General features: G+C 59.8%; 18 protein-coding genes. 13 read left to right on the top strand and 5 right to left on the bottom strand.

The window, feature by feature from the left end; all coding sequences use genetic code 11:
- Positions 1 to 43 precede the first annotated feature (43 nt).
- The 4 genes from ACQAYK_RS09185 to ACQAYK_RS09200 all read left to right on the top strand — a co-directional run bounded on the left by ACQAYK_RS09185 (position 44) and on the right by ACQAYK_RS09200 (position 2,553).
- Positions 44 to 709 (top strand): DUF502 domain-containing protein, encoded by a 666-nt coding sequence (locus ACQAYK_RS09185; RefSeq protein ID WP_215871299.1) that lies wholly within the window; start codon positions 44 to 46, stop codon positions 707 to 709.
- Between the two features lie 29 nt (positions 710 to 738).
- Entirely contained in the window at positions 739 to 1,626 is an 888-nt protein-coding gene (gene galU, locus ACQAYK_RS09190; protein ID WP_215871298.1) for a UTP--glucose-1-phosphate uridylyltransferase GalU, read from the top strand.
- 88 nt (positions 1,627 to 1,714) lie between these two features.
- A complete protein-coding gene (locus ACQAYK_RS09195) occupies positions 1,715 to 2,044 on the top strand; it encodes a DUF3579 domain-containing protein (protein WP_215871297.1) in 330 nt (109 codons plus the stop codon).
- Positions 2,044 to 2,553, top strand: a complete 510-nt coding sequence (locus ACQAYK_RS09200; protein WP_215871296.1) for a hypothetical protein — start codon at positions 2,044 to 2,046, stop codon at positions 2,551 to 2,553. The genes ACQAYK_RS09195 and ACQAYK_RS09200 overlap by 1 nt, the downstream gene beginning before the upstream one ends.
- Positions 2,554 to 2,556: 3 nt before the next feature.
- Here ACQAYK_RS09200 and ACQAYK_RS09205 read toward each other — a convergent pair whose 3' ends face one another.
- Positions 2,557 to 3,132, bottom strand: coding sequence for a 3-deoxy-D-manno-octulosonic acid transferase (locus tag ACQAYK_RS09205; RefSeq protein WP_215871295.1), 576 nt, complete (start codon positions 3,130 to 3,132; stop codon positions 2,557 to 2,559).
- 128 nt (positions 3,133 to 3,260) lie between these two features.
- On the opposite strand from ACQAYK_RS09205, the gene glgA reads away from it, so the two are divergent.
- From glgA to ACQAYK_RS09235, 6 genes are all read left to right on the top strand, one after another.
- Positions 3,261 to 4,700 (top strand): glycogen synthase GlgA, encoded by a 1,440-nt coding sequence (gene glgA / locus ACQAYK_RS09210; protein WP_255789688.1) that lies wholly within the window; start codon positions 3,261 to 3,263, stop codon positions 4,698 to 4,700.
- A gap of 34 nt (positions 4,701 to 4,734) precedes the next feature.
- Positions 4,735 to 6,126 carry an MBL fold metallo-hydrolase gene (locus ACQAYK_RS09215; RefSeq protein ID WP_215871294.1) on the top strand — a complete coding sequence of 464 codons (1,392 nt, stop codon included), beginning with the start codon at positions 4,735 to 4,737 and terminating at the stop codon, positions 6,124 to 6,126.
- A 73-nt stretch (positions 6,127 to 6,199) separates the two neighbouring features.
- Positions 6,200 to 6,622: a hypothetical protein gene (locus ACQAYK_RS09220; RefSeq protein WP_215871293.1), complete on the top strand. Its 423-nt coding sequence runs from the start codon at positions 6,200 to 6,202 to the stop codon at positions 6,620 to 6,622.
- 31 nt (positions 6,623 to 6,653) lie between these two features.
- Positions 6,654 to 7,289, top strand: coding sequence for an endonuclease III (nth, locus tag ACQAYK_RS09225; RefSeq protein WP_215871292.1), 636 nt, complete (start codon positions 6,654 to 6,656; stop codon positions 7,287 to 7,289).
- On the top strand, positions 7,282 to 8,328 hold the full coding sequence (locus ACQAYK_RS09230) for a hypothetical protein (protein ID WP_215871291.1): 1,047 nt from the start codon (positions 7,282 to 7,284) through the stop codon (positions 8,326 to 8,328). The genes nth and ACQAYK_RS09230 overlap by 8 nt, the downstream gene beginning before the upstream one ends.
- 64 nt (positions 8,329 to 8,392) lie before the next feature.
- The gene (locus tag ACQAYK_RS09235) at positions 8,393 to 9,304 is read left to right on the top strand and encodes a L,D-transpeptidase family protein (protein ID WP_255789689.1); all 912 of its coding nucleotides are present in this window, start codon (positions 8,393 to 8,395) and stop codon (positions 9,302 to 9,304) included.
- A gap of 52 nt (positions 9,305 to 9,356) precedes the next feature.
- On the opposite strand, the gene ACQAYK_RS09240 is transcribed toward ACQAYK_RS09235, so the two are convergent.
- Positions 9,357 to 9,749, bottom strand: coding sequence for an Lpp/OprI family alanine-zipper lipoprotein (locus ACQAYK_RS09240; RefSeq protein WP_226827102.1), 393 nt, complete (start codon positions 9,747 to 9,749; stop codon positions 9,357 to 9,359).
- A gap of 427 nt (positions 9,750 to 10,176) precedes the next feature.
- Here ACQAYK_RS09240 and ACQAYK_RS09245 point away from each other — a divergent pair, with 427 nt between their 5' ends.
- Positions 10,177 to 10,422: a YgaP family membrane protein gene (locus ACQAYK_RS09245; RefSeq protein WP_215871290.1), complete on the top strand. Its 246-nt coding sequence runs from the start codon at positions 10,177 to 10,179 to the stop codon at positions 10,420 to 10,422.
- Here the strand turns inward: ACQAYK_RS09245 and ACQAYK_RS09250 are convergent.
- Positions 10,378 to 12,648 carry a TonB-dependent receptor gene (locus ACQAYK_RS09250; protein WP_215871289.1) on the bottom strand — a complete coding sequence of 757 codons (2,271 nt, stop codon included), beginning with the start codon at positions 12,646 to 12,648 and terminating at the stop codon, positions 10,378 to 10,380. The two genes, ACQAYK_RS09245 and ACQAYK_RS09250, sit on opposite strands and share 45 nt — an antisense overlap.
- 128 nt (positions 12,649 to 12,776) lie before the next feature.
- Between ACQAYK_RS09250 and ACQAYK_RS09255 the strand changes: the two genes are divergently transcribed.
- Complete coding sequence (locus ACQAYK_RS09255; RefSeq protein ID WP_215872965.1) at positions 12,777 to 13,277, top strand: peptidylprolyl isomerase; 501 nt, start codon at positions 12,777 to 12,779, stop codon at positions 13,275 to 13,277.
- Between the two features lie 3 nt (positions 13,278 to 13,280).
- Positions 13,281 to 14,060, top strand: a complete 780-nt coding sequence (locus tag ACQAYK_RS09260; protein ID WP_215872966.1) for a UDP-2,3-diacylglucosamine diphosphatase — start codon at positions 13,281 to 13,283, stop codon at positions 14,058 to 14,060.
- Between the two features lie 16 nt (positions 14,061 to 14,076).
- Here ACQAYK_RS09260 and ACQAYK_RS09265 read toward each other — a convergent pair whose 3' ends face one another.
- Positions 14,077 to 15,585 (bottom strand): efflux transporter outer membrane subunit, encoded by a 1,509-nt coding sequence (locus ACQAYK_RS09265; RefSeq protein WP_226827104.1) that lies wholly within the window; start codon positions 15,583 to 15,585, stop codon positions 14,077 to 14,079.
- 80 nt (positions 15,586 to 15,665) lie between these two features.
- The gene (locus ACQAYK_RS09270) at positions 15,666 to 15,974 is read right to left on the bottom strand and encodes a TehB family protein (protein ID WP_215872967.1); all 309 of its coding nucleotides are present in this window, start codon (positions 15,972 to 15,974) and stop codon (positions 15,666 to 15,668) included.
- Positions 15,975 to 15,986 lie beyond the last annotated feature (12 nt).

Below are 15,986 nucleotides of genomic sequence, written 5' to 3' on the forward strand. Positions count from 1 at the left end.
GGTATACTTTACCCGTATCGACTTACGGGACCTGCGAAACGCCATGTTGCCAATGCCAAACCCCAAGGTAACCATCCAGCGGCGCTGGCATCCACGCCGCTGGTTTATCCAAGGCCTGCTGATCTCCCTGCCCATTGGCCTGACCATCTATCTCGTTCTGATGGTTGGAAGCTGGATCGACAGCATCTTTGCCGCCCCGATCCATGCCATCTTTGGTACCGATATCCCGGGCCTGGGCATTGTTCTGACGCTGCTCTGCATTTTTGCGGTGGGCTTTCTGGCATCGCACGTCCTCACCGCCTGGATTTTCGAGCGCCTTAACGCCCTGCTCGAGAGAATCCCGGTACTGCACAGCATCTACAGCACCATCCAGGAAACCGTGGAATTGCTCTTTGGCGGCAAAGAGAAAGGCTTTCGCAGCGCCGTTTTGCTACGCCAAGGTGGCGATCTGGGCTATGTCGTAGGACTGATTACCCGCGATCATCTCGCCGAGTTACCGACTATTGCAGACGAGGACTGTGTGGCAGTATTCATTCCCATGAGCTACGGTGTGGGCGGCTTTACCTGTGTGGTGCCACGTAGCAAGATCATCCCGTTACCCGATCTCAGCCCGCAGCAAGCGCTGCGCTTTGCCATGGCGGGTGGCCTCGGTAGTGGCCGAACAGCGCGAGACAAATCGCTGCAAGCCGACCATCCGGAACCGCGCTAGTATCTTAGTTCACCACCAATGGAGGAAATATGGATCGTGTCCGCAAAGCAGTCTTTCCCGTAGCCGGCCTCGGCACCCGATTCTTGCCGGCGACCAAGGCCAGCCCGAAAGAGATGCTGCCGGTAGTCGACAAGCCCCTCATTCAATACGCCGTCGAGGAGGCGATCGCGGCCGGTTGTGACCAGATGATTTTCATCACCGGACGCGGCAAGCGGGCGATCGCCGACCACTTTGACGTATCCTACGAACTCGAGGCCGAACTCGAAAAAAAGGGAAAGAACGCCTTGCTGGAGCAGGTTCGCGCCATTGTTCCCAGCAACGTCAGCGTCATTCACCTGCGCCAACCCTACCCCCTGGGGCTGGGTCATGCGGTTTCCATGGCGCGCCCGGTGGTGGGCGACGAGCCCTTTGCCGTCCTTCTGGCCGATGACCTGATGCTGGCCGACGAGCCAGTACTGGCGCAAATGGTGGACCAATATCATCGCTATCAGGCGGGGATTCTGGGCGTCGAGGAGATTCCCTACGAGCACAGCGTCCGTTATGGTGTCGTCGAGGCGCGCGCCTGGGACGAGCAGATCTACCAGGTCAGCCGTATCGTGGAAAAGCCCAAGCCCGAGGAAGCGCCATCCAATCTGGGGGTAGTGGGGCGCTACATCCTCCCGGCGCGAATCTTCCATTTTCTGGAGAATGTCAGTACCGGCGCTGGCGGCGAGATCCAACTCACCGATGCCATCGCCAAACTGCTGAGCGAGCGTCAAGTTCTGGCTTATCGCTTTCACGGACAGCGCTTCGACTGTGGCGATAAATTGGGTTATCTGCAGGCCACCATCAATTTTGCGCTACGCCATCCCGAGGTCGGCTCTGCCTTCAATCGCTATCTGCAGGAACAATGCCAAAGCATGAGCACAGCGGATTGACCCACGCTGCACCGGTCACGCTGACCGCCTTTTCCGCTCTGGCGCCTCTTGGGTTATGCTATGGCGCGCTGAAGAGAAAGGGGGCGTCATGATCATCATTGAGGGTGTCACTGACAAAGGCGGCAAGTTCCGCCCCTCGGCCTGGGCAGAGATGCTCATCGAGGGGGTAGGACTAGCCCACTTTGGCAGCGACCACAAGATCCACTACCTGCCGATGATCGAACCGGCCACCATCAACGGCAACGCGGCGATCATCATGGATGAGGCGTTGGAGCAGTTACGCCCCGAAGCGTATAAGGAAATTCTGCATTTCGCCAAGGAAAATCACCTGATGATCCATTATGAGATCGGCACCCTGGCCGAGCGGCGCGCCGCCCAGAAAACGGCTACGCAGGCTGATTCCCGGCGCTCTTCCTGATGACACCAAGCCCGGCTTCGCGGCGCCGTTTTGCTATCCTCCTGTTTTCCGTCATTGGGCTGTATGGGCTCTTTGCGGCAGTCCTCAGCTGGCAGGTCATCCAAGCGCAAGGCAGTGTCCGCAACAACCTCAGCATCGCCTTGAACTCCATGGATTTTCTGCATCAGCGTCAAATGGATCTGGAAAACGATCCCGCCGTCCGCAACGAGCTCCAGTCGGCATGGGCAGAGCACCGGGCGCTCTGGGTAGGGAGCGACGCGCAGCGCTGGGCTCTGGCCTTTCTTGGCGAGTGGAACAAGGCGGCAGTGGCCCCCGCCTGCGGCGCCAAGGCACCAGCCTTTGTGCTGGGTAAGGCACCCGAAAACCGGCAGGAGCGAGCCTGCCATGTCTACGTGGCCGTTGTCGATGGTCGTATTCAGGTGACGGGCTACGACACCCAAGGTGCGGCTATGGATAATTTTTACGAATCACTCTATCCGTTTCACGTAGACGGTAACCCGACTCGCTAACAGCTATAGACTGCGTCCCTGCGCCTGCCACCAGGCCTTTGCCTTGTCGGCAGCCTCTTTCGCGCTGGCCGGGTCTTTGAGCCAGTCCCGCGCCTGCTCGGCAATCTCTTCGCTACTGGCTGCATAGCGTGCGCCGCCGGCCTGCAGCAGGCCCCGCCGCTCGGCGGTATCCGCCATCTTCGGTCCGAAGAGGATGGGGCAGCCGGCGCGGATCGGGCTTTCCAGGTCCACAGGCCCGTCACTCAGCGTACCGCCCGGCACACAAAAATCGGCACAGGCATAGAAAGCATCACGCACGGCAATCGTCTCCACGAAGTAGACGCGCGTCTTGATCGGCACATAGCTGGTGAACAGGCGGCTATGGCGAATGGTTTGCAAGTGGTACTTGAGGGCATCGCGGTAGACGGGTTCGAAGCGCTCTTCGCGATCCGGAGCAAGGATCATAATTCCCATCTGCACCCGCATCATCGCCAGAAAGCTACTGTACGCCTCTGGCTCCTCGTCGTTGTGGGTGTTGGGGAAATAGACCACGCAACGATTTCGGTCGCGAAATTCCTTGAAGCGCTCACAGACTTCCATTTCCTTCTTCTCCGCTTTCGAGTATCAGCCTTCGGCATACTACGGCAGGCCGGGAGAACTTTCAAAATTGGCGCAGGTATCGGGTAGTGGTATTTTCATCCCAGATTTTGCCGGTTGAGGAGTGCAGTGTGCGCGTTCTTTTTCTCGCCTCGGAAATGGCCCCTTATGCAAAAACCGGGGGGCTCGGCGACGTCATCGGTGCCCTTCCCGGACAACTGCGGGCGGAAGGAATCGAGACATGGGTCTTGCAGCCGTACTATGGCAAACCGGAATTGCAGTATCTCCGCTATCTGGGCAGCTTCACTCCTCCGTATACCGAACGCCAGGGAGAGCTCTGGTGCTTGCCCGCCGAGCCGCACACCCTCTTCCTGCGCGAACCCGGTTTCTACGAGCGTGGCGGCATCTACCAGGATCCCTTTGGACAGGACTGGCCGGACAACGCCCAGCGCTACGCCTATCTCAACCGGATGGGGGTGGAACTAGCCCAAGGGCGGATTCCCTTTCTGCCCGGGCGGATGGATCTACTGCATGCCCACGACTGGCAGGCAGGACTGGCGCCCTATCTCCTCGACCTGGAAGGTCGTATCGGCGCGCCACGCCCCGCCACCCTGCTCAGCATTCACAACCTGGCCTATCAGGGGCGCTTTTCACCGGAGTTACTCGCGTCCCTGCATCTGCCCCTTGCAGATTTTCATCCCGGCGGTATCGAGCTGTATGGCAGTTTTTCCTTCCTGAAGGCCGGGCTCGTCTATGCCGACGCCCTCAGCACCGTCAGCCCGCGCTATGCCCAGGAAATCCAGACCGAGGCCTTCGGCATGGGGCTGGACGGTCTCTTGCGGACACGTCACGCCGATCTGACCGGTATCCTCAATGGGATCGACGACACGCGCTGGAACCCGCGCGGCGACCCCTATCTGGTCGCCCACTACGACGAGCATGATCTCGCGGGCAAGGCGCGCTGTAAAAGTGCTCTGCAAAGCTTGCTCGGACTGTATCCCGATCCTGAAGTGTTGGTATTAGGGTTGATCAGCCGACTCGTCGAACAAAAGGGGATCGACCTCGTTCTGCAATTGGCTCCGGAATTACTGCGCGAACGCATCCAGCTGATCCTTCTGGGCAGTGGGGAGGCGCAGTACCAGGACCAGGCGCGGCAGCTAGCGCATCTGCATCCGGGGCAAATGGCAGTGCATATTGGTTTTGATGAGAGTCTTGCCCACCGCATCGAGGCAGGCATCGATGCCTTTCTCATGCCCTCGCGTTTCGAGCCCTGTGGCCTGAACCAGATGTTCAGCCTGCGCTATGGCAGCCCACCCATCGTCCATGCAACGGGGGGACTCGCCGATACCGTGGTCGATGTCGATCAGGATGTACGCGCTGGGAACGGCTTTGCCTTCGCGCCCGCCGGAATTGACGGCCTGCGCGATGCCATCCACCGGGCCCTGCGCCACTTTCAGCACCGCGAACACTGGCAGGAACTGCAACGCCGCGGCATGCAGGGCGACTATGGCTGGCAACGGGCGGCGCGGGAATATGTAGCGCTTTACAGAAAACTGCTGTCCGGCGCATGATCAAAGCACACGAGAACAACAAGGAGAACTGATCATGGAAATTTCCTTTCATGGTGCCGCGGGCGGTGTCACCGGCTCCTGTCACCATCTGCAGATTGGTGAGCGCCAGATCCTGGTGGATTGCGGCATTTTTCAGGGAGAAGGAGACATCGCCAAGGAAAATGCCGCCGATTTCGGTTTCTCGCCCAAGGACATCGATTATCTGTTGCTGACCCATGCGCACTTGGACCACTGCGGACGCATTCCTCTGCTCGTCAAACGTGGCTTTCGTGGCGAAATTCTCTGTACGGCGGCCACCCGGGACTTGGCGCGTCTGGTGATGCTCGACTCCGCTGGGCTTGCCGCCGAGGAGGCGAAACGGGCCAATCGACGTGCCTCGCGGCATGGTGACGAGCTGCAGGAGCCCCTCTATGAAGTGCAGGACGTACTGGACGCCATGGATCACTTCGGTCGTCTGGCCAAATACGACGAGCCCATCGACTTGTGTCCGGACATTACCGTACGGTTTGGCGATGCCGGCCACATCCTCGGCTCGGCGTGGGTGCATATCGAGGCCGTGGAAAGCGGCAAACGCCAAAGTTTTGTCTTTTCCGGTGACCTGGGCAATGCCGGCAAACCCATCATCCGCAGCCCGAGCCCGGCGCCCGAGGCAGATGTCCTGGTGATGGAATGCACCTATGGCGATCGCTTACACAAGGCTATGCAGCCCTCCATCGGCGAGCTTCGTGACGCCATCCTCGACACTCTAGAGCGCGGCGGTAACGCCATCATTCCCACATTCGCCCTCGAACGTGCCCAAGACCTGCTCTATTTTCTCCGCGAGATGATCGAGGCTGGCGAACTGCCCAAACAACTACCCGTATTTCTTGACTCGCCGATGGCCATTTCCGCTACCGAAATCTTTCGCCGCCATTCCGAATGTTTCAATGCCACGACCGGGAAGATCTTTCAGAGCGGTGTCGATCCCTTCGCACTGCCCAATCTGCACTTTACCCGGGAGACGGCGGAATCGATGCAGATCAATTTGATCAAGGGTGGAGCGGTAATCATGGCGGGCTCCGGCATGGCCAGTGGTGGCCGCGTTACCCATCACCTCAAACACAATCTCTGGCGCGCCGACAGCAGCGTTATCTTTGTTGGTTATGCGGCACAGGGGACCTTGGCCCGACGGATCATCGATGGCGCCAAGACCGTGCGGATCTTTGGCGAGGAGATCCAGGTACGCGCCAAAGTGCATACGATCGGCGGCTTCTCTGCCCATGCGGACCACGACGAACTCCTGCACTGGTATGGGGCCGAGCAACGCCCGGCAACTACCTTTCTGGTGCATGGCGAAGACAACGGCCGCGAGGGGATCGCCAAGGTATTGCGCGAGCGCAATCTGCGCTACCACTGTCCGGTCATTGGAGATCATTATTCCCTCTAAAAAATCCTTGACTACCCGCAAAAGCGGTAACCAGTCTATAATCACGTAGTTTTTCCGCACATAGGAGCAGTCCATGGCAGGTCACTTTCCGTTCTCTGGCAAAGCCAACCGCGTTTCTGTCTATGCCTTTTTTGAAGCACACGATTGGAGTCTGGAAGCGCAGGAGAAATATTTTGAGGATTGGTACGAGTGGACCAAGAACTATGTCCTCAACGACGCCGATCTGAAAGCCAGCAAAGGCGTTCTTTTCACCGGCGAACATTTCCACTTCGGGACGCATGCCGACCATGACTTTCATCTGCATGGCTACGCTATTGCGACCCGTTTGCTCGACCTTGGCGAGTTCATCAAGGGTGCCATCTTCCCCAAAATGGACCACGACGCCCTGCACGCGCTGGAGCACGAGCACCACGAGTGGGTCAAGGCAGCGGACGCCGTCAGTGCCGAGCATCCTCGTCCAGAAGCACCGGAAATCGGTCGTTACCGCCACGTCTGACACTCTGCATCCCGCGCCAGCGGGATCCGCGATGGACCCGAAAACCATAGCAACCTGTTTTGCCGCCCTGCGGGCGGCAATCCCCGAGCCGCGTACGGAGCTGCACTACGCCTCCCCGTTTCAACTCCTGGTGGCTGTGGTTTTGTCGGCGCAGAGTACCGACAAGGCGGTCAATCTCTGCACCGCCAGGCTCTTCGCCGCCGCGCCCGATGCGCAAGGGTTATGGGATCTGGGAGAAGAAAACATCCGGGAGCACATACGACACCTCGGACTCTTCAACACCAAGGCACGGAATGTTCACGCCCTGGCTGGAATCATCCTACACCAGTATCAAGGGGAAGTTCCGCGAGACCGTCAGGCGTTGGAATCTTTGCCCGGCGTTGGACGAAAAACCGCCAATGTCGTTCTCAACACGGTCTTTGCGGAACCGACCATTGCCGTCGACACGCATATTTTTCGGGTGGCCAATCGCACCGGCATTGCCCCAGGCAAAACCCCGCGTGCCGTTGAAGACCGCTTGATGCAGGTAGTGCCCAGAGAATTTCTGCTCGATGCCCATCACCTGCTGATCCTGCACGGCCGCTACACCTGTACTGCACGCAAGCCGCGCTGCAACGTCTGCGCCTTGCACGACTGCTGCATCTGGCCCAATAAACAACTTGGCTGAGAAGGCCGTCTCTTCCGGGTTTGCCACGGGTAGCAAAGGGCCAGAGGCCCTGCTCGATGATGCCGTAGCCATGGCTCTCGCGAAGCTTGCGGGGCCGGTCAGCGGGGCCCTCATTGTCTTCAGCCCGAGCCATCTGCCGCAACCACGCGCGGCCTTGCAGCGTCTTGCAAGACGTCTCGCCTGTCTGCAAATTCGCGCCGCTTCCTTCCCCGGAGTCATCAGCGATCATGGCAGCGCACTGGGACAGGCGGCCTGCGCGGTATTGCTGTTCTCTTCCCCCCTTGGACTCGGTGAACATGGTGCCAACACGCTGTTCTGGGCTAGCCCACAAGACTTGGATGCGGGAGAATTGCCCGCAGAAGAAAACGCGTCGATGGGAGTGGTCACCAGCAAACTTTCCTGGTTCTGGCAATATCCCCAGCGCCGGCACCTGCTGCGCACAGCATTGTTGGGTCCATTGCAACATCAGCAGGAAAGCTCTTCCGGTATCAGCCCGCTGACGAATCTCTTCCCATATTTTCGCCAAGAGGGTGCGTTACTCTTGCAGCTGGAACGCTATTCCGCTTTGCCTCTCCTTGCCCGCAACATCCCCTTTGCCTTGCGGGAAGCACGTCGGCTGCCCCTGGACCAACTGCTGGTAGCAGAGCGCGATGCGCAATCACGCATTCGCTACCTGCACATTGTCGCAACCGATGGCAATCGCAGCGGCCTATGGTTGGAGCGACCGCTGCGGGCGAACAGTCAGGTCTTTCTTGCCTGGCGTAATCCAGACGCGGCTCTACGGGACACCCGGGTAATTCTGGAGGCAGTCAGGCCGCGCGGGATGCCGGACTTCGCCTGGCTCAGCTACTCCTCTTCCCGCGCGATGGATTGTTCCTCACAAGCGAAAAACGAGCTGCGCTTATGGCATGAGCATTTCCCCAACTGTCCGATGCTGGGTGCTTTTGCCCACGCTGAGCTCATGACCGGCAGGAGGAGTGGACCAGAGCTCCAGCGCTTCAGTCTGGTCATGGATCTCTTTTATCGGCAGGGTACCTGAGATACTTGACCACCCCAGGCAATCTGGCAGACTCAGGCGGTTTCCATTGCTTCAGGTTTTCCCCGTGCGTTTGACCGCTGTTCTCCTATACTCGTTTTTCTGTGGCATCGGCGCCGCCTCTGCGACTACCTATCCCTTGCCGCAGGGCAATATGGTAGGAGAAATCCGCTATCTCAACGCACGTCATGAAGATACCTTGGTCGATATCGCCCGACAACAGGACATTGGTTACGATGCCCTGCGTGCCGCCAACCCAGGCGTCGATCCTTGGCTGCCTAAGGCCGGAACGCAGATCCTGCTTCCCAGCGAATACATCCTGCCTGCAACGCCGCGCCGGGGCATCGTCATCAACCTGCCAGCCATGCGCCTGTTCTACTACCCGCCGCACGGCAATACCGTAGAAACCTTTCCGATTGGCATTGGCCGGGAGGGTTGGAACACTCCCACTGGCACGACAACGATTACCGCCAAAATCCGCGATCCAAGCTGGACGCCTCCGGCCAGCATTCGCGCCGAACATGCAAAAAACGGCGATCCTTTACCCGCCGTTGTCGGCCCGGGCCCTGACAATCCGTTGGGACAATTTGCGTTGCGTCTTGGCTGGAGTGGATACCTGCTCCACGGTACCAACAAGCCCTATGGGGTGGGGATGCGGGTCAGTCATGGTTGTATCCGCCTGATGCCAAACGACATCGAGGCGTTGTTTGCGCAGGTCGCGCCGGGCACGGTCGTGCAGGTCGTTGACCAGCCTTGGCTTTGGGGGGAGCGCGACGGTTCTTATTTTTTGCAGGTGTTCCCACCCTTACACGAAAAACCGGATACGCGCGGGCAAGAACAGGCTTTCCGGCGCTGGCTACAGGAACAAATTCCGGCGGGAATGCAGATATCCTGGGTGCAGGCGCTCCAGGTTTTTCGCGAAGCAGATGGGGTGCCAACACTCATAGCGGTTCGTGACCCGATACCCGATGCAGACTGAAACAAAAAGCCCCGCCGAAGCGGGGCCTCTCAGTTTACCGAACCGGTAAAACTTACTTCATCATCGCCTTCTTGAACATCCGCTCAACCTTCTCGTTGGCCTCTTCAGCCTTCTGGTTGGCAGCATTGGCAGTGCTCATCGCCTGGTCAGCAGTGCTCTGCGCAGCATTGGCCTTGCTCAGAGCATCATTGGCGGTGTTCTGCGCCGCATTGGCCTTGGCGAGTGCCTCGTTGGCGGTAGACTGCGCAGCGTCAGCCTTGGAAGCAACCTTGGCGAGGTCGGAATTGGTGGCACAGCCAGCCAGACCCAAAGGCAGGATCAGGGCTGCAACTTTCAACGTGGTGGTCAGCTTGCTCATAACGGTCTCCTCATTTCGGGTGGAATAACGAGCAAAAAAATCAAGCAAAAACACCGGCATCCGAGCTATCACCGCGCGCATCTTCATGCAGACCGCAGCGCCTACTTGTCATACCGTGCCGACATTCTATTGCAGATACACCACAAGACTCAATAGATTGTGACCAAGTATGACCACGCTAGGCAAATCGTCTGACAAACTTACTCTTTCTGTTCCTAGACTCGTCCCAATCTTCGTGCGCCAGGAATGCAGTTCATCAGCCGTGGCAGCGGCAAGCTCTCCAGAAGAAAACATCACGACTATCATGCTGGTCTTGAGGGGATATTTGAAAAACGTCTCGCGAAGAAGACCCAAAAAGTCACAACTCTCTGGTCTTGATATGGAGCCCGAAGAACTTTGTCCCTTGCGACAAAATCTGCGCTACCGCCGCAAGTAGTGACGCAGCCGAATCATTGCATCCCGCTGAGGAAAGGCCTACAGTAAAGACCTTGGCATCCGATTTGGAGGAATCGCCATGAGAATCCGACCGAACATGCTGCCCGTAGAGCGTTGGCTGCGCCTGTATTTTGGCGCCATCCTGGTTGCCATCTACTTCATGAATCCCTTTCCCTACAAGGAATGGACCTTCTCCGGCCTGCTTCTGATTGCTACTGCGGCGATCGGTTACTGCCCGGTCTATGGATTTCTCCGACGCCGAAAAAAGGCGGACGCGGCCTCAGTGATAGTGCCAGTTGAAGGTCAAAGCGAGGGTACGCGCTGAGAGGGGGTAAAAGTTTGCCCCGCTATCTACTGTCAAACCACCGGTGTTGATGAAGCCGATGGCTCGGCGGTCAAAGAGATTGTAGAGCCAGATATCCAGGTCCAGTTCCTGCCGGTTCCAACGCCAGCGATGGCCGGCGTTGAGATCCGCCAGAAAGTAGGCGGAAACGGGTTCTGTGTGCAGGCTGTCGGCCCAGCGTTGTCCTAGATAGCGTCCGGCCACACTGGCGCGCCAGGCATCATCTTCATGTCGCAGCAGAAGGTTGCCGGTCCACAGAGGCGTATCCGGGGTCTGCAAGCCGGAAACCACGAGGGTCTGGCCGCCCAGCGACTGGAAATCGCGACTGAACGCGCTGCGGGTATAGTTGCCGTTGCCAGCGATCTGCCAGTGCGGTGCCATGCGCCACTCGGCGCTGATGCTGGCACCGAAGCTGCGGCCATCGCCCACGTTTTGCGGGTAGACCAATTGCGACAGCGGATCGAATACGGCTACCGACTTGTTGCGAAAGGTACCGTAATACCCCAGTAGTTCGACAAAGCCCGAGTCGTTGGCCCAGCGCAGTGCCAGATCCCCCTGGTCCGCGCGTTGCAGGCGCTGGGCATCCCATAACGACTGAATTGCCAGGCCCGCCTTTTGCAACGCGGCCACATTGGCCTGATAGGCAGGCCAGAGGTCATAGCCGGGGGAGGCCACATTGCTACCGGCGCTGGCGCGCAAGAGCCAATGCTCATTGAGCAGCCAACGGAAACCCAAGTAGGGCAGAAAAGCGCCCAGGGTGCGGCCGGTCACGGAGAGCGCAGTAACGGGCTGTGCCTGCGCCAATGCTTGGTTAAGAGAGTCGGTACTGATCCCGGCTGTGGCATAGGCCTGCAAACTCGGCAGTCGATCCCAGAGATATCGCCCGCCCAGCGTCAGCGCCAAGGCACCGGACTGCCAGGATTGTTCGGCAAAGAGGCTGTCGTAGCGCTCCGCGCGAGTGGGGCCACTGAGCAGGGACCAGCGCAAAAACTGCAGGCCGCCGCCAACGGTCGGTAGATACAGGGCGCTGTTGGTGGCCGGATGTGGCGCGATCTTTTCGTCATGCCAATACCCCGCCTGCCAGCGCCAAGGCCCGAGACGTTTCTCCCATTGTAGGCGCAGCCCCCAGCGCCAGGAATCGATGTCGGTGCGCTGGACGAGCGGTTGTGTCCCCTGCAGCAAGCCGCGCTGGTACCAGCCCGTTTCTTTCATGCCGTAGGGCTCCAATTGCACCGCGCCAAGGCGCCCGAGACTCTGCTGCCAAAGCAACAGCAGGGCATCGTTGCGAAAATCTTGGCGGTTGTAGCCCTGATACCAAGCGGCCTCAGGGGATCGGGGGTCAGACGCTGGCGTGGCGTTGTAACCTAAGTCGCCGAATCGGGCCAAGTCCTGAGACTGGGCAAAGGTCAGGGGGCGGTAATTGTCGCTGCGGTAGTCGTTGTGCGTATAAAAAAGGCGCAGGCGGCCACTGGCGTAAGGCTGCTGCCAGGCGAGCGCCACGTTGCTGCGCCCGGCGGGAGCGAAGCCGCTGCCACGCCAGATATCGGCACGGGTGAAGGAGTCAGAAACAAAGAGACTGGAGCCCCCCGGCAGAAGGCCGCTATCCCAGCGCAGAAAACTTCGGGAAAACCAGTTGCTGCCAATGCTTTGCCGCAGGAGCCACGAGCTCTGCGCCTGCGGCCAGAGCAGCTCGCTGTCCACCACCCCGGCGATCGTACCGGGTGCCGTGAGAAAGGGCGGCACCGCACCGGCATAGAGGGTCACGCTGCGCACATCCTCCTGGTCTACCAGCCATTGTCCGGGCCCGGAAAAACCGGCAATGAAAGGTACGCCGGCGAGCAGATCGCCAGCGCCATGTTGGGCGGTCTCACCACGCACGCGCAAGCCCTTGTTGGCACTTTGCACGTTGGCAAGGTTGAGGGCATCCGGCGCGTTATAGGACACGCCCGGCAGAAAGCCCAGCGCTGCATCGGCATTCGCGCCACCGGGGCCAGCCAGCGCCTCGATCTGCCGTTGCTGCAGACGAAAGGCGCTGGCGCTGTGGCCTGGCAGATTTTCCCCCAGGGCCGGTGCCAACGCCGCCGCCATCCCGCTGCTTTGTACCGTACCGAGATCCTCTGCCAGCACGCTGTCACTGAGCGCAGAGGATACTGCCCATAGCGCCGCAAAGCCTGCCTGAGCGCGCAGACGCCGCGAAGTCTTCTTCATTTTGCTCCCACCATATTTGCAACTTTGTTGCAAATACTAATGAAGAGTCAGAATTCGGGCAAGAGGCTCGACAAGCGGCGGCAAGGCCCCTACTCTGGGCAAAATTTTCTCACAGATAGGAGTCCGTCATGGAACAAGTGGTACTGCATACCAATCACGGCGACATTCAGATCGAACTGGATGACGCCAAGGCCCCAAAGACCGTCGCCAACTTCTTGCAATATGTCGACGAAGGTTTTTTTGATGGGACCATCTTCCATCGCGTGATCCCGGGTTTCATGATTCAGGGCGGCGGTTTCACCGAGAAAATGCAGCAGAAAAATACCCACGATACGATCAAAAACGAGGCGGAAAATGGCCTGAAAAATGAGCGCGGCACTTTGGCCATGGCGCGTACCAACGATCCGCACTCGGCCACGGCGCAGTTCTTCATCAATCTCGTGGACAACGATTTTCTCAACTTCCGTTCCGCTTCCGGCAGCGGCTGGGGCTATGCCGTCTTCGGCAAGGTCACTTCCGGGATGGAAGTGGTGGACGCCATTGCCAAGGTAGCCACCGGCAACCACGGCATGCACCAGGATGTGCCCAAGGAAGCCGTGGTGATCGAAAAGGCCGAACGTATCGCCTGATCTGTGCACCCGGCACCAGCCGCCCTCGCGCAGCGGCAGGGAGACCTCCTCTGCCTCTCCGACCTGCATCTCGGCCCACAGCGACCGGAGCTGACCGAGCTCTTTCTGCGCTTTTGCCGGGAGATTCCGGCAGGGGTCAGCGATCTCTGCATTCTGGGCGATCTCTTCGATTTCTGGGTGCACCGCGCACAAGCGCTGGAAGAATCGCAGAACCGCGTGCTGCGGGCCCTACATATGGTGCAGGAGGGCGGCATCCGCGTCTGGGTGATGACCGGCAATCGGGACTTCGCCCTGGCACCCTCTCTTCTGGCGGAGTTCGGGATTGCGGCGTTACCCGATCCGACCCTGCTTCCCGGCGGGATCGTCCTGACCCATGGAGATCTGCTCTGTACCCAGGACCATCGCTATCTGCGCTTTCGCCGGATCATCCGCAATCCCCTCCTGCTCGGCCTCTTGCGCATCCTGCCCTATGCCGTCCTGCTGGGAATCGGCCGTCGATTACGACGCAGCAGCCAAAAGGAGCTACAAAAAAAGACCATCACCATGATGCAGGCAACGGATCGTGGCATCGCCATGGCAATCCAGGGCGAGGGCATCTTTGCCAGTCCTTCGGCACCCTATCGCATCCTCATCCACGGTCATACACATCAAGCCATCGACGAGGATCTTCCAGCTCTCCACGCGCATCGCTTTGTGCTCAGCGACTGGAACACTACGGGGGCCACCCTGCTGCGCTGCGCGCCGACGGGCGAGTGTTCGCTTTGGTGCTACCCTCCGCGCTGAATGCGAACTTCGACACTCAGCTCCGCTCCTGCCAGGCTCCGCCACCGAGTGCCTGATACAGGGCAATGCTATCAGTCAAGCGTTGTCCTTGGGCCGCAAGCAGTCCAAGGCGAGTCTGTTGAACCTGCTGCCGGGCAATGAGCAACTGCACATAACTGGCCACGCCAAGGCGGTATTGCTGCTCGACAGAGTCGAGAGTACCCTGCGCTGCATGCTCCGCCGCAGCCTCGGCAGCCAGTGTCTGGGCGTCGTTTTCCACGGCACGCAGTACATCGGCGACGTTCCGCAAGGCCTCCAGCACCACCTCCTGATAATGGCCAGCGGCCGCGTCGAGGGCGGCGCGTGCTGCCCGTTTTTCCGCCGGCAGACCAGGATGGAATAGGGGCTGAGTCAGTTGTCCGACCAAGCTCCAGACTGCGGAGCCGGGACCGAACAGAGCGCCAGCAGTAAGGGCCTGACTGCCGAGGGTGGCACTCAGATTGAGCTGGGGATACAGCTTGGCCAGGGCGACGCCATACTCGGCATTGGCCGCATGTAGCAGCGCCTCGGCGGCGAGAATGTCCGGGCGCTGCCGCGCCAGCTCAGAGGGCAAGCTGAGCGGCAGTTCGGCGGGTAGAGTAAAGTCCGCCAACGTAAATTCCGGAATGCCACCGGCACCCGGGGCGCGGCCAGCCAGCACGGCGAGCTGGTGCTCAGCCTGCTGCATCTGTTTGCGCAAGGCAGGCACTTGCGCCCGCGTCTGCTCCGCCTGGGTCTGCAAGGCTAGCACTTCATCTGGCGCCGCCTGACCTAGCCGCAGACGCTCGCGGGCAATCCGTATCTGTTCCTCCTGACTCTGCAGCATCGCCGTAGTCGCCTGAAGCTGGCCAGCAAGCTTCGCTCGGGTGATGGCAGCGGTAGCGATATTCCCTGCTAGGGTCAGACGCGCAGCCTCCAATTCATAGCGCTGGTAGTCCGCGCGTGCGGAGAGGGCTTCCAGGGCGCGACGGTTGCCACCGGCAAGGTCCAGGTTGTAGTGCATTCCAAGATTGGCACTGTAGATGCTGAATGTACGGGCATTGCCTACCTGCCCCAAGGTACCGGGATTGAAGCGTTGACGCTGGGCAGCAGCGCCAGCATCTACCTGGGGATAGAGTGTCGATCCTGCCTGCGCCGCATGGAGCTCCTCCGCCTGCCGCAAAGTGGCCTGCGCAGAGGCCAGCGTTGGGCTGTTCTGCAAGGCCTGCTCGATCAGGGCGTCTAGCTTGGACGAGCCCAGATTCCGCCACCACTGCGCAGCCACACGGGCGTTCGTACGGAAGTGTTGTGCCTCGCCCAGGGCGGTGGGGGAAGACAGCGTTTGCGCCGACAACGGCGTGGCCGTATAGCTCGCCATCGTGGGCGGAGCGGGCCGCTGGAAATTCGGACCAGCGGCGCAGGCGGCCAGCGAGCCGGCAAGGGCCATTGCCATGACTGCGCGAAATGGAGCATTGTTGCCAGCGCCGCGGCAAACGCCAAAAATGCGCGTCAAGCCATTGTTATACATATAAATGCTCCACGAATGACGAGAAAAACTCTGATGATGGACAACTGTCTTCAGCAATACGGACCATGCTAACCTCCCTTTCAGCCGTGCGGATCGCCGACGTCCGGCGCGACGGCGTGGAACTCGACATAGAAGCGCACCGGCCCAAGCGGTGCGACTTCATGCGGCACCGTCGGCTCGACCACCCCCGGGTGGCCAGGGGTGAGCAGGTGGCGTTCCTCGACCGGCTCCAGGATGCGGTACTCGAGCGTCCCTTCGAGCACGTGGATCATCGCCCACACCCCCGGCTTGGTGCTGTGGTGCCGCAGCAGCCCAGCGGGGATGGTGGCCTCGGTGAACTCGGGCGTGCGGCGGTAGGGGCGGACATCGGCGGGAAGCTGGGTTTTCATGTCGTCTCCAGG

Source organism: Acidithiobacillus sp. AC3 (assembly GCF_050261095.1).
GTDB classification, from domain to species: domain Bacteria; phylum Pseudomonadota; class Gammaproteobacteria; order Acidithiobacillales; family Acidithiobacillaceae; genus Igneacidithiobacillus; species Igneacidithiobacillus copahuensis.